Source organism: Nesterenkonia sandarakina (assembly GCF_003003175.1).
In the GTDB taxonomy this organism is placed as follows: Bacteria; Actinomycetota; Actinomycetes; order Actinomycetales; family Micrococcaceae; genus Nesterenkonia; species Nesterenkonia sandarakina_A.
The window spans coordinates 1-14,557 of record NZ_PVTY01000028.1; the positions used below are offsets into that span (position 1 = coordinate 1).

At 63.9% G+C, this 14,557-nt stretch carries 16 protein-coding genes; 11 read left to right on the top strand and 5 right to left on the bottom strand.

The genetic code is table 11. From position 1 onward, the window contains the following. Positions 1 to 57 precede the first annotated feature (57 nt). The 4 genes from BCL67_RS14160 to BCL67_RS14175 form a co-directional block, all read right to left on the bottom strand. Entirely contained in the window at positions 58 to 1,527 is a 1,470-nt protein-coding gene (locus BCL67_RS14160) for a potassium/proton antiporter (protein WP_106124058.1), read from the bottom strand. Positions 1,528 to 1,739: 212 nt separating this feature from the next. Continuing rightward, on the bottom strand, positions 1,740 to 3,011 hold the full coding sequence (locus BCL67_RS14165) for a hypothetical protein (RefSeq protein ID WP_106124059.1): 1,272 nt from the start codon (positions 3,009 to 3,011) through the stop codon (positions 1,740 to 1,742). Beyond that, positions 3,008 to 3,880, bottom strand: coding sequence for a cytochrome c biogenesis CcdA family protein (locus BCL67_RS14170; protein WP_106124060.1), 873 nt, complete (start codon positions 3,878 to 3,880; stop codon positions 3,008 to 3,010). The genes BCL67_RS14165 and BCL67_RS14170 overlap by 4 nt, the downstream gene beginning before the upstream one ends. After that, positions 3,880 to 4,665, bottom strand: coding sequence for a DsbA family protein (locus BCL67_RS14175; RefSeq protein ID WP_106124061.1), 786 nt, complete (start codon positions 4,663 to 4,665; stop codon positions 3,880 to 3,882). The genes BCL67_RS14170 and BCL67_RS14175 overlap by 1 nt, the downstream gene beginning before the upstream one ends. 110 nt (positions 4,666 to 4,775) lie before the next feature. On the opposite strand from BCL67_RS14175, the gene BCL67_RS14180 reads away from it, so the two are divergent. The 4 genes from BCL67_RS14180 to BCL67_RS14195 are packed head-to-tail and all read left to right on the top strand — an operon-like array spanning position 4,776 to position 7,227. Then, positions 4,776 to 5,360 (top strand): hypothetical protein, encoded by a 585-nt coding sequence (locus tag BCL67_RS14180; protein WP_258175103.1) that lies wholly within the window; start codon positions 4,776 to 4,778, stop codon positions 5,358 to 5,360. Next, on the top strand, positions 5,357 to 5,755 hold the full coding sequence (locus BCL67_RS14185) for a BlaI/MecI/CopY family transcriptional regulator (RefSeq protein ID WP_106124063.1): 399 nt from the start codon (positions 5,357 to 5,359) through the stop codon (positions 5,753 to 5,755). The genes BCL67_RS14180 and BCL67_RS14185 overlap by 4 nt, the downstream gene beginning before the upstream one ends. A 5-nt stretch (positions 5,756 to 5,760) precedes the next feature. Beyond that, positions 5,761 to 6,747 (top strand): M56 family metallopeptidase, encoded by a 987-nt coding sequence (locus tag BCL67_RS14190; RefSeq protein WP_146131190.1) that lies wholly within the window; start codon positions 5,761 to 5,763, stop codon positions 6,745 to 6,747. Positions 6,748 to 6,807: 60 nt separating this feature from the next. Next, the gene (locus tag BCL67_RS14195) at positions 6,808 to 7,227 is read left to right on the top strand and encodes a DUF302 domain-containing protein (protein WP_106124065.1); all 420 of its coding nucleotides are present in this window, start codon (positions 6,808 to 6,810) and stop codon (positions 7,225 to 7,227) included. Between the two features lie 53 nt (positions 7,228 to 7,280). Here BCL67_RS14195 and BCL67_RS14200 read toward each other — a convergent pair whose 3' ends face one another. Then, a complete protein-coding gene (locus BCL67_RS14200) occupies positions 7,281 to 8,579 on the bottom strand; it encodes an MFS transporter (protein WP_106124066.1) in 1,299 nt (432 codons plus the stop codon). 111 nt (positions 8,580 to 8,690) lie between these two features. On the opposite strand from BCL67_RS14200, the gene BCL67_RS14205 reads away from it, so the two are divergent. From BCL67_RS14205 to BCL67_RS16035, 7 genes are all read left to right on the top strand, one after another. Beyond that, positions 8,691 to 9,464 (top strand): ArsR/SmtB family transcription factor, encoded by a 774-nt coding sequence (locus BCL67_RS14205; RefSeq protein ID WP_106124067.1) that lies wholly within the window; start codon positions 8,691 to 8,693, stop codon positions 9,462 to 9,464. A gap of 234 nt (positions 9,465 to 9,698) precedes the next feature. Beyond that, positions 9,699 to 11,090, top strand: coding sequence for an MBL fold metallo-hydrolase (locus BCL67_RS14210; RefSeq protein ID WP_106124068.1), 1,392 nt, complete (start codon positions 9,699 to 9,701; stop codon positions 11,088 to 11,090). Between the two features lie 86 nt (positions 11,091 to 11,176). Continuing rightward, on the top strand, positions 11,177 to 11,815 hold the full coding sequence (locus tag BCL67_RS14215) for a rhodanese-like domain-containing protein (RefSeq protein WP_258175105.1): 639 nt from the start codon (positions 11,177 to 11,179) through the stop codon (positions 11,813 to 11,815). Then, positions 11,812 to 12,765, top strand: a complete 954-nt coding sequence (locus BCL67_RS14220) for a sulfite exporter TauE/SafE family protein (RefSeq protein WP_106124069.1) — start codon at positions 11,812 to 11,814, stop codon at positions 12,763 to 12,765. The genes BCL67_RS14215 and BCL67_RS14220 overlap by 4 nt, the downstream gene beginning before the upstream one ends. A 106-nt stretch (positions 12,766 to 12,871) precedes the next feature. Further along, entirely contained in the window at positions 12,872 to 13,150 is a 279-nt protein-coding gene (locus tag BCL67_RS14225; protein ID WP_106124072.1) for a metal-sensitive transcriptional regulator, read from the top strand. Between the two features lie 153 nt (positions 13,151 to 13,303). After that, positions 13,304 to 13,606 (top strand): rhodanese-like domain-containing protein, encoded by a 303-nt coding sequence (locus tag BCL67_RS14230; protein ID WP_106124070.1) that lies wholly within the window; start codon positions 13,304 to 13,306, stop codon positions 13,604 to 13,606. A 580-nt stretch (positions 13,607 to 14,186) separates the two neighbouring features. Then, positions 14,187 to 14,557: helix-turn-helix domain-containing protein (locus BCL67_RS16035; protein WP_219886542.1), on the top strand; the 371-nt coding region annotated here is incomplete at its 3' end.

Below are 14,557 nucleotides of genomic sequence, written 5' to 3' on the forward strand. Positions count from 1 at the left end.
AGGGATCCGCTTGCGGGCAGTTCTCCCCGCGTCAGGGGGTCTTTGCACTGCGCGGCGTTACTGCGGGTCTGCTGAGAGTCCGCGGAAGTATTCCTGCACTCGTTCTTCGTCTTCCGCCGGAATGACGACCAGTAATTGGTCATGGCGTTGTAGATGGGTCTCTGACGTGGGCACGAAAGAGCTATCCCCGCGCATGACCAGAGAGACTTGGGTCTTCGAGGGTAGGTCCACCTCGAACAGCGGTGACCTGGTGAGGACCGAGTCTTCGGTGATGGTCACCCTGACCAGGTCAGCCCGCTCCTCATCCATCGGTGCAGGCTCGATCTGCACAACAGTGCAGGGAGCTACCTCGGTCAGTCCCAGACGTCGGGCGACCCAGGGCAGTGAAGGTGCTTGGATGGCGGTGTAGGCGACCACGAAGACCAAGACGACGTCGAAGAGCATGTCAGCGTCGTCCATCTGTGCCGCCATCGGAACGGTGGCAAGAATGATCGGCACGGCGCCACGCAGCCCTGCCCAGGAGAGGAAGGCCTGTTCCCGCCACGGGACTTTGAACCACACCGCGCACACGGCCACCGCGATGGGACGCACCAGGAAGGTCAGGAACAACCCTGCAAGCAGTCCCAGCGCGGCGATTTCCCAGGTGATTCTGCCGGGGCTGGCCAGCATGCCGAGCATGACGAAGAGTCCGATCTGGGCGATCCACCCGGTCCCTTCAACGAAAGCTTGAGTCGCCTGCTGGTGGGGGAGTCTGCCGTTGCCCAGGACCATGGCGCAGATGTAGACGGCAGCGAACCCGGAGACGCCGATCTGTGTCGCGACCCCGTAGGCCAATAGTGCCCAGGCCAACGCGGCAAGCGGGTAGAGCCCGGCAGCAGGTAGAGCGAAGCGGCGCAGCACGAAGACTCCCACCGCGCCTAAGGCGGCACCCAGGGCGATACCGCCGATGAGTTGGACGAGGATCATCAGAGCGACCACGGGGATTCCCCCGGAGGGTTGATCCCCAATGGCGACGGCGGTGGCTGCTGTCACGATCAACACGGTGGGTGCGTCGTTGAGTCCCGATTCGCCTTCCAAGACCGATTTGACTCGAGCGGGTAGCGAGATTCCTCGAAGCACGGAGAAGACGGCGGCGGCATCGGTGCCGGCGTTGATCGCTCCAAATAAGAGCGCGAGAAGGATCGGTAGACCCAGTGCGTAGTGGCCGATCACGGTCATCAATGCGATGGTGACGATGACTCCGACCGTGGCGAGGAGTGCGGCGAGTCCGATGGATGGACGGATCTCTCTCCACTTGGTGGTGAGTCCACCTTCAGCCAGGATCAGGGCAAGGGCGCCGTAGCCCAGGCCTTGGGCGAGCGTGGCGTCATCGAACTGCAGGCCGAACCCCGCTTCGCCGAGGACCATACCAAAGAGCAGGAAGAAAAGGAGAGCAGGCAGTCCCAAGCGAGCCCCCACACGTATCCCGCCGATAGCGACGAGGGTCACGAGAGCGGCAAGAAGCATGAAGAGGTTGATGGCATCCACCAGACCATTGTCCCAAGGAACTCATCCGGTCTCCGCCGATGTCGCTAGGCGTCAGATGATTTGGGCAGGAGCAGGCAGTGTGCCGGATAGCGATCTCCCACTGCCCGCTAGACCATCGGCTTACGGGCGCCGGTACGCACAAGAGAACGGTGCACACTCAACCCAGGACGGTTCAGCTGATCGACCGCGACCCACTTTCGTCAGTCGAACTTTCAGGGTTGCCCCCCGAGTGGGTCGTTCTGATCCTCGTAGTCCGCAGCGGCTCTTGGCTGGTCCGTGACGAGCAGCAGCTTCGAGCCGGTATCGACCACAGTTGCGGCTCCTTCGGTGAAGGCCAGTGGAATCGCGGTTTCTCCCTCTTCGAGGGGATCATAGACGCGCGCGTCATTGCCGGTCACGGTGTTGTAAATGTCCAGGTCTGTCCCCTCAGTCAGGACGTAGGTCATGACCCCACCGGCGCTGAGGAGTTGAGGCTCATCTCCGAGATCGGCGGACCAGAGTTCTTCACCGCCGAGGTCCAGTCCGATCAGGGTCTCGTCGCGGAGTGCGATCCATGTCTGGGTCATGAGGTCGAACATCGCATCATCGAGGTCAGGCTCCAGAATTTCTCCCTCGTCGAGGTCCCATAGACCGTAGCCGTCCTCCGTCGAGCCGATCAACGCGCTGCCCGGTGGCAGGCGATTTGTCGCAGGACTTATTAGCGCTTCTGGGTCGAGTCCAGCCATCGCATCACCGGCAGGTACCCGCCATTGATCACCGGAACTCCCGTTGGTGGAGGCAGCAAGATCTCCATCGTCGGTGACCACGACTGTCCCGTAAAACTCCCCGATAACATCGGCTTCGCCACCCACGCGTTCCCCGGTTTCCGCGTCCAGCGCGACGCGCGTACCGGTGCCTCCGAGTGGTTCGTCACCGCGTTCAGCGAACACTAAGCCCGGACCCTGATGAGGACCGGGGACGTCTACGGGCCCCCAGACTTCTTCCCCGGTGTGAAGGTCATAGGCTGTCGCGGTGGTGGTCCCCAGTGATTTAGCCGATTCGCCTGGGTCGGTGAGATCTGTCAGCACAGCCAGTGGGCGGTCGCCGGCGCTGGTCATGGCAAAGCCTGAGCAGCTCAAGGGCCGTTCAGCGGTCCACAGCACGGTCCCGTCGGCGGCCACGGCGCTGAAGACCAGGCGTCCGTCCTGTTCTCCTGGGGCGAGGAAGACGCCGTCGTGGACCTGCGGGGGCGTATCCCACTGGGGATCCACGCTGACCAGGTCCGTCAGATGAACGGGGAGGTGGACGTCGTCGAGGTCAGCGTCTTGTGCTGCGGACTCGCCGCGGACCGGATCGGGGTCAATCGAAACGGAAGGCGGCGCCGATTTCTCTTGCGAGGTGGGATCCTGCGACTGCTCAGCGGAACACGCTCCCAGGCTCAGCGCGAGGACGCCGAAAAGCGTGGTGATCCGGGCACGACGGTGAACATGTGGACTCGAACTCATTGCAGAGTCTCCTTCTGAGGGGCTTCGGTGCGGTCCTGGGTGCGGCCGGCGCGGCGATGGTTCATGATCCAGGCAAGGAGGACCGCCCCAGAGATCACGAGGATCAGGAGAATGTCGGCGACTGGGCCGGAGACTGATGAGCCCAAAGTCTGCAGCCACCCCTGGGTCTCACTGGGCACTAGGGAGGGGGCAGCCACCAGGCCGTTGGTGGTCCAGAACAACACCCCGACCCCGGTGATCAGGGCGCCTGCGAGGACCGAGGTGGTGTGGAGCTCACGGCCGAAGAGCGTGAACCCACGTCCTCTGATGAACCTCATCGACCGGGCGCCGATGCGTCCCCACAGTGCGGCAAGAATCATCAGCGGTACGACCATCCCCGCGCCATAGACCGCCAGCATCAGCCCCGCCTGGGGTATGCTTCCCTGGGCCACCGCCAGGGTCAGGATCGCGCCCAAGATTGGTCCTGCGCAGAAGCCGGCCACGCCGCTGACCGCGCCGAGCAGAAAAGTACGCACCAGGCCCTTTCTGGTGTGTGCTTGCTGCTGCAGCCGCTGAGTCCCGGGCAGGGCTTCGGAGAAGTCGAACCCCAGGCCGACCATCTGGGCCAGCCCTAGGAGGATGAGGATCACCGATGTGCCCACGATCAATGCCTGGCGATGATCGATGAACAAGGTGCCGACCGCGCCCAGGCCCAGTCCCAGCGGGACAAGCGTGAGCACCAGTCCTAGGTAGAAGATGCTTCCGTGGACCAGCAGCTTCAGTCGTGCCCCGATGGTCGAGGCGAAGAACGCCGGGAGCAGCAACGCGCTGCACGGGCTCAACAGTGCCAGCACTCCGCCGAGGAAGGCGGTGACCAGGCTGATCTCCATCAGCGGTCCTGGGCCAAGGCGTCGTCAACTGCGGAGACGAAGACCTCGGTGGGCTGGGCCCCGATGATCGGTTCTCCCGCCACGATGAATGCTGGAGTGGAGTAGGCCCCGATGTCGAGGCCCTCCTGAGCGTTGGCCTCGATCTGCCCTGCGACCTCCGAGGAGTCCATGTCCTTCTCGAACTCTGCGGTGTCGAGGCCCACCTGCTCAGCGAGGTCCACCAGTCCGTCCTCGGTGAGGTCAGACTCTGGCAGCGTCTCGCCACCGTCAAAGAGCAGCCCTTGGTACTCCATGAATTTGTCCTGCATCGCCGCGGCGTAGGTGGCTCGGGCGGCTCGTTCGGAAGCTTCGCCGAAGACATTGACATCACGCCACTCGATGCGAAGTTCTCCTGCCTCGACGTACTCCATCATGGTGGGCAGGGTCTGGTCATGCCAGGCGGCGCAGAAGGGACACTGCGCGTCGCTGAACATCACGATTGCCACCGGAGCGTCTACGGGACCGACTGCCAGAAGGTCCTCGGAGTCTCGGCGTTCGATATCGCTCATGTCCTGCTGCTCCGGCTCGGCGCCGCCCTCAGGCACTGCGGCCGGCCCCTCTGGCTGGACGCCTTCGTCAGGGGATTCCTGCTCCACGGCGGTCTGCGTCGATTCAGCAGTGTCATTGCCCGTGTTTTGCCAGACGACGAAAGCGATCATGGCCGCTGCAATGATGATGACGATCACCGGGAAAATCGGGGAGAACCTCGTGGCAGGTTTCTCTCGCGTGGAGGTGGCGTCAGACATTTTGGGGGAACCTTTCACAGAGAATATCGATGACTCATAGTTACTATGCAGCATAGTAACTATGAAAGATAGTTGGTATGCGGCATAGTGGACCCATGGCTTCTCTCTCCATGAAACTCGCGACCTGGCGGGCCTCGACGGTGCTTGCTGTGCAGGCTCTGAGCTCCTGGACTCCTCGACAGGTTCTTGTGGCGGCCGGGGCGAGCTTGGTTGTCGGTGTGGCTGTGGGGGTCGCGACGGTCTTGATTCCTAATTCTTTCTTCTCTCGGGAGATCCCGCCGGTGTGGTGGAACTACCCGGTGTGGATCCTGACCTCGGTGCTCAGTGGCATGCTTCTGGCCACCTATGTGCGGGCCTCGAATCCGGCCCCGGTGGGCTCAAGGGGCGAATCCAGTTCAGAAGACTCCATCGCAGCCCTGCCCCCCGGAGAAGGGGCCTCTGCCGCCGAGGACCGGAGCAGCAGCCGCCTCGGAATGACCGGTATGGTGCTGGCCTGGTTCGCGGTGGGCTGTCCGGTGTGCAACAAGATTGCGCTGATTGCTCTCGGATACTCTGGGGCGATCACCTACTTCACGCCGCTGCAGCCGATCCTCGCTTTGGGTGCCATGTTGCTCACCGGCGTCGCGCTGATCTGGCGCCTCAAGGGGCAGGTCGCCTGCGCTGTGCGACCCCGGAAGGATCTGGTCACCGCATGAATGAGAAACCACAGGCCGAAGCGCCTGCTGGGCGGCTCGGTCCCTTGGAACAGAAGGTCATGGACCTGATCTGGGATCACTCGGGGCGCACCGTCCGAGAAGTCATGGACGACCTCCCCAGTCGACCGGCCTACACCACCATTGCCACGGTGATGGGAAATCTTGAGCGCAAAGGCTTGGTCTCACCGAGCCGCGAGGGTCGCGGGGTGCGCTACCTGCCCCAGCGCACCCGCGAGGAACACGCCGCAGGCATGATGCGCCAGGCCCTAGGGGTCAGCCGGGACCGGACCGCCTCTATCCTCCACTTCGTCGACACCATGCCCGATGATGAGCGGGACCTTCTGCGGGCCTATCTCGCCGGTGAGAACTCCCAAGACTCCCAAGGTTCACCGTGAATCCGATGTTGCTTTCCGGGCTGATGGTCTTTGCTGTGCTTGCCACGGCAGTGATCGGGCGCCCACTAATCCGTGCTGCGGCGCCCGCCTTGATCCGCTTTCCGCGATTCGCGGTGTTGGGCCTGGGGCTGAGCCTGGTGCTCTGGCTGGCGTCGGTGGTGGCCGCAGGACTGTTTTTGGCCTGGTCGCTGAGCGGTCCCAGTCCACTGCCGGCCCCTGTGGCCGAGGTCTGCCAGCGCTGTTTGGCAGCATCGAACCCCTTCTCCGCCGGTTTCGCGACACAGACCGTCGTCCCCGCTGCCGCGTTCCTCTTCGCTCCGGCAGCGGCAGTCATGGTCGTGCTCACCCTGGGCGGGAGGGCAGCGTGGCAACGACAGGCCCAACTGCGTGAGACCTGCCGTTCGCTGCTGCCGGTGGGCCACCGGCAGGTCATCGACGGCCATCAGGTCACCGTGATCGATGATCCGCACCCGTCAGCGTTCGCGCTGGGTAGGGACCGTTGGGGCATCGTGGTCTCCACGGGGCTGCTGAAGGTGCTGGGCTATCAGGAGCTGCGCGCTGTGCTCGCCCATGAGGCAACGCACCTGCGCGAACGCCACCACCTGGTCCTGGACTTCATCGGAAGCATCACCGGACCCCTGCGCTGGGTGCCCTTCGCCGCCGCGATCGGTGACGCGGTGCCGCACTATCTCGAAGTCTCGGCCGACAACGCCGCCCAGCGCCGCGCGGGCACTCGCGCCCTCGCCTCTGCCTTGCTGGCCATGGGGGAGGCGAGCAGTGCCCAACGCGCCGCCAGCGACCAATCAGGCCCTTCGCGCATGATGCTGGCTGCCGGACCAGAGCGTGTCAGGCAGCTGATCTCTCCGGTGAACCCGCGCCGAGGGGTTCTGGGAGCGGCCGCGATCATCGTGATCATGGCGGTGCTGATCGTGACCAGCGTCATCGCCCACGGAGCGGCGCTTGCCGCCCTCGCCTCCGGGTGCGTCATCTGAGAGCCTGAACCTAGCCGGCCCTCTCCGGGTTCGGAGAACCGTGAGTTGAAGGAGCAAGCGATGAGCTACACCCACACCATCACCGTCCCGATGAGCTATGACCAGGCCGTGGAGGCCACCCGCGCAGCCCTGGCTGAGCAGGGCTTCGGGGTCCTCACTGAGATCGACGTCAAAGCCACCTTCACCACCAAGCTCGGAGCTGACGCCGGGGAGGCGATCGGGGACTACATCATCCTCGGCGCGTGTAACCCCACGCTGGCCAGCAAGGCCCTCGCGGCAGAACCCGAGCTCGGCGCACTTCTGCCCTGCAACGTGGTCGTGCGCCGGGGCTCCACCGAGGGCCACTCCACCATTGATGCGATCGACCCACAGACTATGGTTCAACTCAGCGGTGCACCCGTGGTCCGAGAAGTCGCTGAGGATGCAGAACAGCGGCTGCGCGCGGCACTGACTGCCCTCAGTGGCGCCGCGCAGAACTGACCGCAGGGCCGGGTGAGATGTCCTCCATGGTGGACGTGCGGATTGAGATCGCCTCAGTTCTTTGACGGCTTCTGGTGAGTCTCGTACATCCGCACGGCTACCACGGCAGCAGATACTGCGCTCACGACTGCTGCGGCCCACACGGCGGCAGAGAGGCCCAGCGCATCTGCCACGAGGCCACCCAGCACAGCCCCTGCCGCGTAGCCGAGATCACGCCAGACCCGATAGACACCGACAGCTCGACCCCGCCAAGCAGGATGGGCGACATCACCGACCACGGCCAGCAGGGTGGGGTAGATCATTGCGGTGCCTGCCCCGAGCAGCACTGTGCCGGCGGCCCAATGGGTGAACGCATCACCAGAGGCGATCACCATCAAGGCGGTGGCTTGGGTGGCCATCCCGGCGGTGATCAGGTGCTTGCGACCGATGCGGTCCGAGAGCGCCCCGGTGACCAGCTGTCCGGCTCCCCAGACTCCCGGGTAGAGGGCGAAGAGCACCGAGACCTGGCTGAGCGTGAGATCAGCGGTGGCGAAGAGCAACGGGAAGAGACCCCAGGACAGGCCGAAGTTGAGGTTGTTGACCAAACCTGCCTGACTCGCCGCGGAGAGGGCCGGTTCCTTCAGGCTCGTCTGGAGCATGACCTGTCGGTTGGTGAGGTCCGCGTGCAGATGATCATGGACCCCATCGTCTCTAGGCTGGTGCTGCGCGGCCTCTAGCTGGGCGTGGCCCCGTGTCTCGCGCACGAAGACCCCGGAGAGCAGCAGCGCCAACGCCGTATAGGCCAGGCCCAACAGGAAGGGCGCCGGGCGCAACCCGTACTGTTCGGCGAGGTACCCAGCGAGCAGCGAGGTCACCGCGACCGCACCATAACCAGCGGCTTCGTTCAGCCCCATGGCCAGGCCACGTTTCGTAGGTCCCACTAGGTCGATCTTCATCACCACAGTGGTCGACCAGGTGAGTCCCTGATTGATCCCCAGAAGCACATTTGCCGCGACGACCCAACCCCAGTCTGGAGCGAAGATGAGCATCAGCGGCACCGGCACGGCAAAGAGCCACCCGATCAACAGGATCGGCTTGCGACCGTACTCATCCGACAGGGTCCCGGCGAAGTAGTTCGCGATGGCCTTCGTGATCCCGAACGCCGCGACATAGGTGAAGATGAAGCTGTAGCCGGTGAGCTCGAACTCAGATTCCGCGAGAAGCGGCAGCACCGTCTGCTGCTGGCCCACCATGCCTCCGACCAACGCATTGACCGCGACAAGCAGGGCGAATTGGGCGAGGTTGGCGCGCAGTCCCAGCCGCGCAGACCGGGTGCCCGCTTTGCCATCAGACGCGCGTGCTGAGGTATCCATGGTGTTCCGCTCTATAAAGATCGCCCTGCAAGCGACAGCAAGTGAGGCACTGTTCCAGATATCTCTGGAATACTGGATCATACGATATGTCGAGGATGACTGGGGGAGCAAATGGGTGACCGGGAGAAGAAGACGGTGCTGTTCGAGCAGGTGGCTCGAGTCGGTAAAGCTCTGGGCAGCGGCAAGCGCCTGGAGCTTCTGGACTTACTGGCACAGGGGGAGCGCAGCGTGGAGCATCTTGCCGCAGCGGCTCAGCTGGGTTTGAGTACCACCTCGGCGCACCTGCAGGTACTCAGGCAGGCCGGTTTGGTGACGACGCGACGTGAGGGCACACGGGTTCACTATGCGCTGGCAGGACTTGACGTGTTCCGCCTCTACGAGCAGCTGCGCAATGTCGCCGGGGAGCATGTTGCTGATGTAAGCCGTGCGCGCGAGGACTATCTCGGCAGCGGAAGAACAAGCGAAGCCCTCGAGCCTGGCTACGGGTCAGTGCGCGGGTCACTGCACGAGTCATCCCCTGATTCAGCTCAAGAGGTCAGCCGGGACGAGCTGCTCAATCGGGTGGCTGCGGGAGCTGTCACGGTGCTCGATGTGCGCCCAGGGGAGGAGTATGCGGCGGCTCATATCCCCGGTGCAATCTCCATTCCGATGGATGAGCTCTCACAGCGCATCGACGAATTGCCCTCAGACCAAGAGGTGATCGCCTACTGCCGCGGTGCGTACTGCGTACTCGCCTACGAAGCAGTGGATCTTCTTCGCGCAGCGGGACGAAGCGCTTCGCGGCTCCACGAGGGAATGTTGGAGTGGCGCGTGAACGAACTCCCTGTGGAATCTGACCCCACCCACACCGGCCCAGCCGCGCGGAGGCTCACCTCGACCGGGTAATAGGTGGCGCGGGATCACTCACCACCTGACTGCTGGGTGGAGCCCATATCCGCGCCTGGGCACTCCTGCCCGGGGTGTCCGTAGATCCTCTGATGGTCACCTTCTCGGACCGTTGCTGCGCCCAGATCTCACACGTCCACAGCGGCCACCTTGCATACCCCCGGGGGTATGTGCGAAAGTAGTCTACATACCCCCCGGGGTATCCAATGACTTTCAAGGAAGGGGAGCGATCTGATGCTTCTGGAACGGATCTATGACGAGGACCTGGCACAGGCCAGCTACTTCATCGGCTGCCAGGCCACCGGCGAAGGTATGGTCATCGATGCCCGCCGCGATGTCGGCGAGTACTTCGATCTCGCTGCGAACCACGGGATGCGCATCACGAAGGTCGCCGAGACCCACATCCACGCCGATTACCTTTCCGGCACCCGCGAGCTCGCGGCCGCGGCAGACGCTGAGGCCTTCATCTCCGGCGAGGGTGGCGAGGACTGGCAGTACGGCTTCGACGCCACCCGGCTGAGCCACGGCGACGTGATCACCCTGGGCAACATCCGTGTCGAGGCCCGCCACACTCCCGGACACACCCCAGAGCACCTGATCTTCCTAGTCACCGACGGCGCCTTCAGCGACGATCCCGGCTACATGATCTCCGGAGACTTCGTCTTCGCCGGAGACCTCGGCCGCCCCGACCTGCTGGATGAGGCTGCCGGGGGAGAGGACACCCGCTTCGAAGGTGCCAAGCAGCTCTATGCCAGCCTGAAGAACGAGTTCCTCACTCTGCCTGATCACATCCTGGTCTACCCCGGCCACGGGGCAGGCAGCGCCTGCGGCAAGGCCCTGGGCGCGCTGCCGGCCACCACGGTCGGCTACGAGCGGGCCAACGCCTGGTGGTCCAAGCACCTCGCGGCCGACGACGAACAGGGCTTCATCGATGAGCTGCTCGACGGTCAGCCCGACGCCCACGCCTACTTCGGGCGGATGAAGCGCGAGAACAAGGACGGCCCACAGATTCTGGGCACGCTGTCTCCGGTTCAGGCTTTCACCTCAGACCAGGTGCGCAGCGCCCTGGAAGAGGACCGAGCGATCTTCGTCGACACCCGAACCAACGACCAGGTCAAGAAGGGCACCGTCATCGGCGCACTGAACATCCCGGCCGGCGGCAAGTTCGCCAGCTTCGGCGCCTGGGCCTACGATCCGGAGACCCAGAAGCAGCCGCTGATCCTGCTCGCTGAGGATCAGGACCAAGCCGAAGACATGCGCAACCACCTCATGCGGGTCGGCATCGACGCCGTCAAGGGCTACACCATCAGCCTCGATGATCTGCCCAAGACCCAGCCGGCCACCATCACCCCGGAGGAGCTCGAGGACTTCGAGCCCGCGCTGCTGCTGGATGTGCGTAACAAGTCCGAACACTCAGATGGCCACATCCCGGGCTCCAAGCAGCTCAGCGCCGGCCGCGTGCTCTGGCACCAGGACCAGCTGCCGAGCAGCGGTCCGATCGTGACCTACTGCCAGTCCGGTGTCCGGAACTCCGTGGCCGCCAGCGCACTGCGCCGGCAGGGCCACGACGTCCGGGAACTGGTCGGCAGCTACTCCGGCTGGTCGGAATACAAGCACTCCAACTAAGACACACGCTTGAACTTCAGCGGGCACCTCGGGTCTCCGAGGTGCCCGCTGGCACCCATCATTCTTCGAGAGGAACCACCAGTCTTATGGCGAACACCACCACGACCACCACCCCGACGACGACGGGGGCCGCATTACCGATGAGCCCTACCGAACTGGCCGAGAAGCTCCGCTCACAGGACACTCCGCTGCTCGTCGACGTGCGCACCCCTGCGGAGCACGAGTCGCTGCGGGTCCCCGGGTCCCACAACGTTCCGCTGGATCTGCTGCAGAAGAACAAGGAGACCCTGGCCGAGCAGTTCACCGGTGAGATCGTGCTGATCTGCCAGACCGGCAACCGCGCCAACCAGGCCCTGCAGCACCTGCGCGCCGCAGGGGTGGACACCGCGCGGGTGCTCGAGGGTGGCGTCGTCGCCATGGAGGCCCAGCACAGCCAGCACACGCACCGCGGTCAGCAGCGCTGGGCCATGGATCGCCAGGTCCGGATGGTCGCCGGATCCTTGGTGCTCACCGGGTTCCTCGGCAGCAAGCTGATCTCACCGAAGGTCGGCTACCTCGCCGGCGCGATCGGTGCGGGCTTGACCTTCTCCGCGCTCACCGATTCCTGCGCGATGGCCGCAGCATTGAACAAGATGCCGTGGAACAAGGTCGAAGCTGATCCGACCGTGGAGAAGCTGCTGGCCGAGATCCCCCGTTCCACCCAGATCCAGGCGCCGCGGGGATGAGCGGCGGCCTGATTCTTGCGATGGTCCTCGCCGTCGGGATCGGGCTCTCCCTGGGTTTGCTCGGCGGGGGAGGCACCATCCTGGCGGTCCCGCTGCTGACCTACGTGGCCGGGTTCCCGGCGCATGAGGCCATTGCCGCCTCGATGTTCATCATCGGGATCACCTCCGCGGTCAGCGTGATTCCGCATGCCAGGCGCGGCAACGTGCAGTGGCGCACCGGGTTCATCTTCGGCGCAGCCGCGATGGCCGGCGCCTTCGGCGGAGGCCTGCTGGGCAGCCAACTGCCCAGCGTGGTGCTGATGGTGGCGTTTGGGATCATGATGGTCGCCACCGCACTGGCGATGATCCTGGACCGCCGGGCCAAAGCCTCCGGCGGGCCGAAGAAGAAGCTGCCGCTGGGCAAGATCATTATCGAAGGACTCGTGGTGGGTCTGGTGACCGGCATGGTCGGCGCCGGGGGAGGCTTCCTGGTGGTCCCCGCCCTGGTGCTGCTGGGTGGGCTCTCGATGCCCGCCGCGGTGGGGACCTCGCTGCTGATCATCTCGATGAAGTCCTTCACCGGGCTCGCCGGCTACCTCACATCGGTGAGCATCGATTGGGTGCCTGTGCTGATGATCACCGCGATCACGGTGGTCGGCGCCTTGATCGGCTCCGCACTGGGAAAGCATGTCCCGGAGAAGGCCCTGAAGAAGGCGTTCGGGTATCTGGTGCTGGCTATGGGCATCGTGGTGTTCCTTCAGGAGCTGCCGCTGGCCTACGGGGTGAGCGCTGCAGTGCTGATCCTCGCAGTGCTGGTGATCCTTCTGTACCGCCGAAGAAAAGCAGGCCGCCGCGCCACGACAGAGCACGAACCTCGCTCTGAACCTGTCACCGCAGGATCCTCGACCAGCTCTCCAGACGAGCTGACGAGACGCCGAGATCTACACCGTGGGCCCAAAGGAACCCGGTAGATCAGAACCCGCCAGCGTAAGCCCCGACCGGACGCGAAACACGCCAGTCCCGAGGAGCCTCTGGGGCGATCAGCACACCACATCGCGAGAAAACAGAGAGATCATGATGAGAGAAGCCGACGCAGAGAACCGACGCCGCATCGTCAACCGGCTCAAGAGAGCCCGCGGCCAATTGGACTCCGTGATCAACGCCGTGGAGAACGGCGGAAGCTGCCGCGACGTGGTCACCCAGCTCGCCGCGGTCTCAACCGCCCTGGATCGCGCCGGGTTCAGCGTGGTCTCTTCGGCGATGCAGTTCTGCATCACCGAACCAGAACGCGCTGCCGAAATCGAAGATGGACTCACGGTAGACGAACTGGAGAAACTCTTCCTGTCCCTCTCCTGAGCGACTCCGATCGCGCGATAAGCGCGCCCCTGATGTCGCCGCGCGCTCCCTGACAGCGCGCAGGACCTCGGTCCGTGTGAGCCCCGACCACGATCGATCTCAGCGCGATGTCCTGAGCCACCACCCACAGAACCACAACTAAGGAGTCTGACTATGCAGGAAATTTCGCCTGCAGCGACTGTCAATCGTTTGGACACGGTACAGATTGTTGATGTTCGAGAGGACGACGAGGTGGCCGTCGGGGTCATTCCTGGTGCCGTTCACATCCCTCTCGGACAGCTGAGCGCCCTTTTGGCTGAACTTGATTCCGCACGCGAGATCATCACCGTCTGCCGGAGCGGCAAGCGTAGTCTCCATGCCGCGCAGGTACTGGCCGGCGAAGGGTTCAGTGTCGCCAGCATGAGAGGCGGGATGAATCAATGGTCCGCGGAGAATCACCCGATCAGTGCGCTCTGAGAAGCTAATGCCCCTGGTTTCCTGAGAGCGCTCGATCTCACGAGTGCCATCTGTCCTCCAAGGGAGTGTGCCTCGATCATCAGTTCGGTCTTGGTGTACGGGGATACCAGCCACATGAACCGCGACCAACTTCTGCACGGTGAGGGGTCGCCTTGCGGGCACCACCAGTCCACTCGAAGGCTCGGTGCCCGCAGAGGGATCCTCTAACATGCGCTTCCTTCTCGCAGCCCAGTGCTGCCCGCTTGCTAGCTTCAGGGAGCTCCCAGGCCATGAACACTGCTTGTCCAAGAAGGCTCTCTAGTGTCTTGACTACCTCTTGAAGGTGCGAGTGATTCAGTAGACCCCGCGTCCGGAAATAGTGCTCCCTCACGCTCCGGCCGCGGGGTTTGCGCGTTCCTGGCGTAACCATGCGATCTCAGCGCCGGGCTCGGAGCGCCATCCTCCTTAGCGCCCGTCAAGGCATCCCCAGTCGAAAGTTCTCTATCGCTGCTTCGTGCAGGTGTCTCGCAACTGACGATGAGTGCACGAAGGCGAGTTCAGATGGTGAGCGCAACACCCTGAATTCGGTGGGGTGTTGTGAATGGGTCGACCATGGTCGCCAGAGAATGTCCGCTTAGCGTTCTGGGAAGGACTCCGGGAAGGCTTACCGGTCGCAGCCGCCGCAAGAACAGCAGGGGTGTCGCGACCGACCGCGTACCGGTGGCTGAAGGATGATCGGCAAGTGCTGCCCTCACCGCATCTAGAGTCCTTGAAATCACGCGCTGGCTCGTTGTCTTTACGGGAACGAGAAGAGATCGCTTTCCACTTCGCATCGGGTCACGGGGTGCGAAGCATCGCTGCCAGGGTGGGGCGGGCTCCGTCAACGATCAGCCGTGAGCTCGCAAGAAACCGCCTGAATCACCGGTATCTGCCCTCGATCGCTCAAGAACAAACCTGGGCACGAGCTCGGCG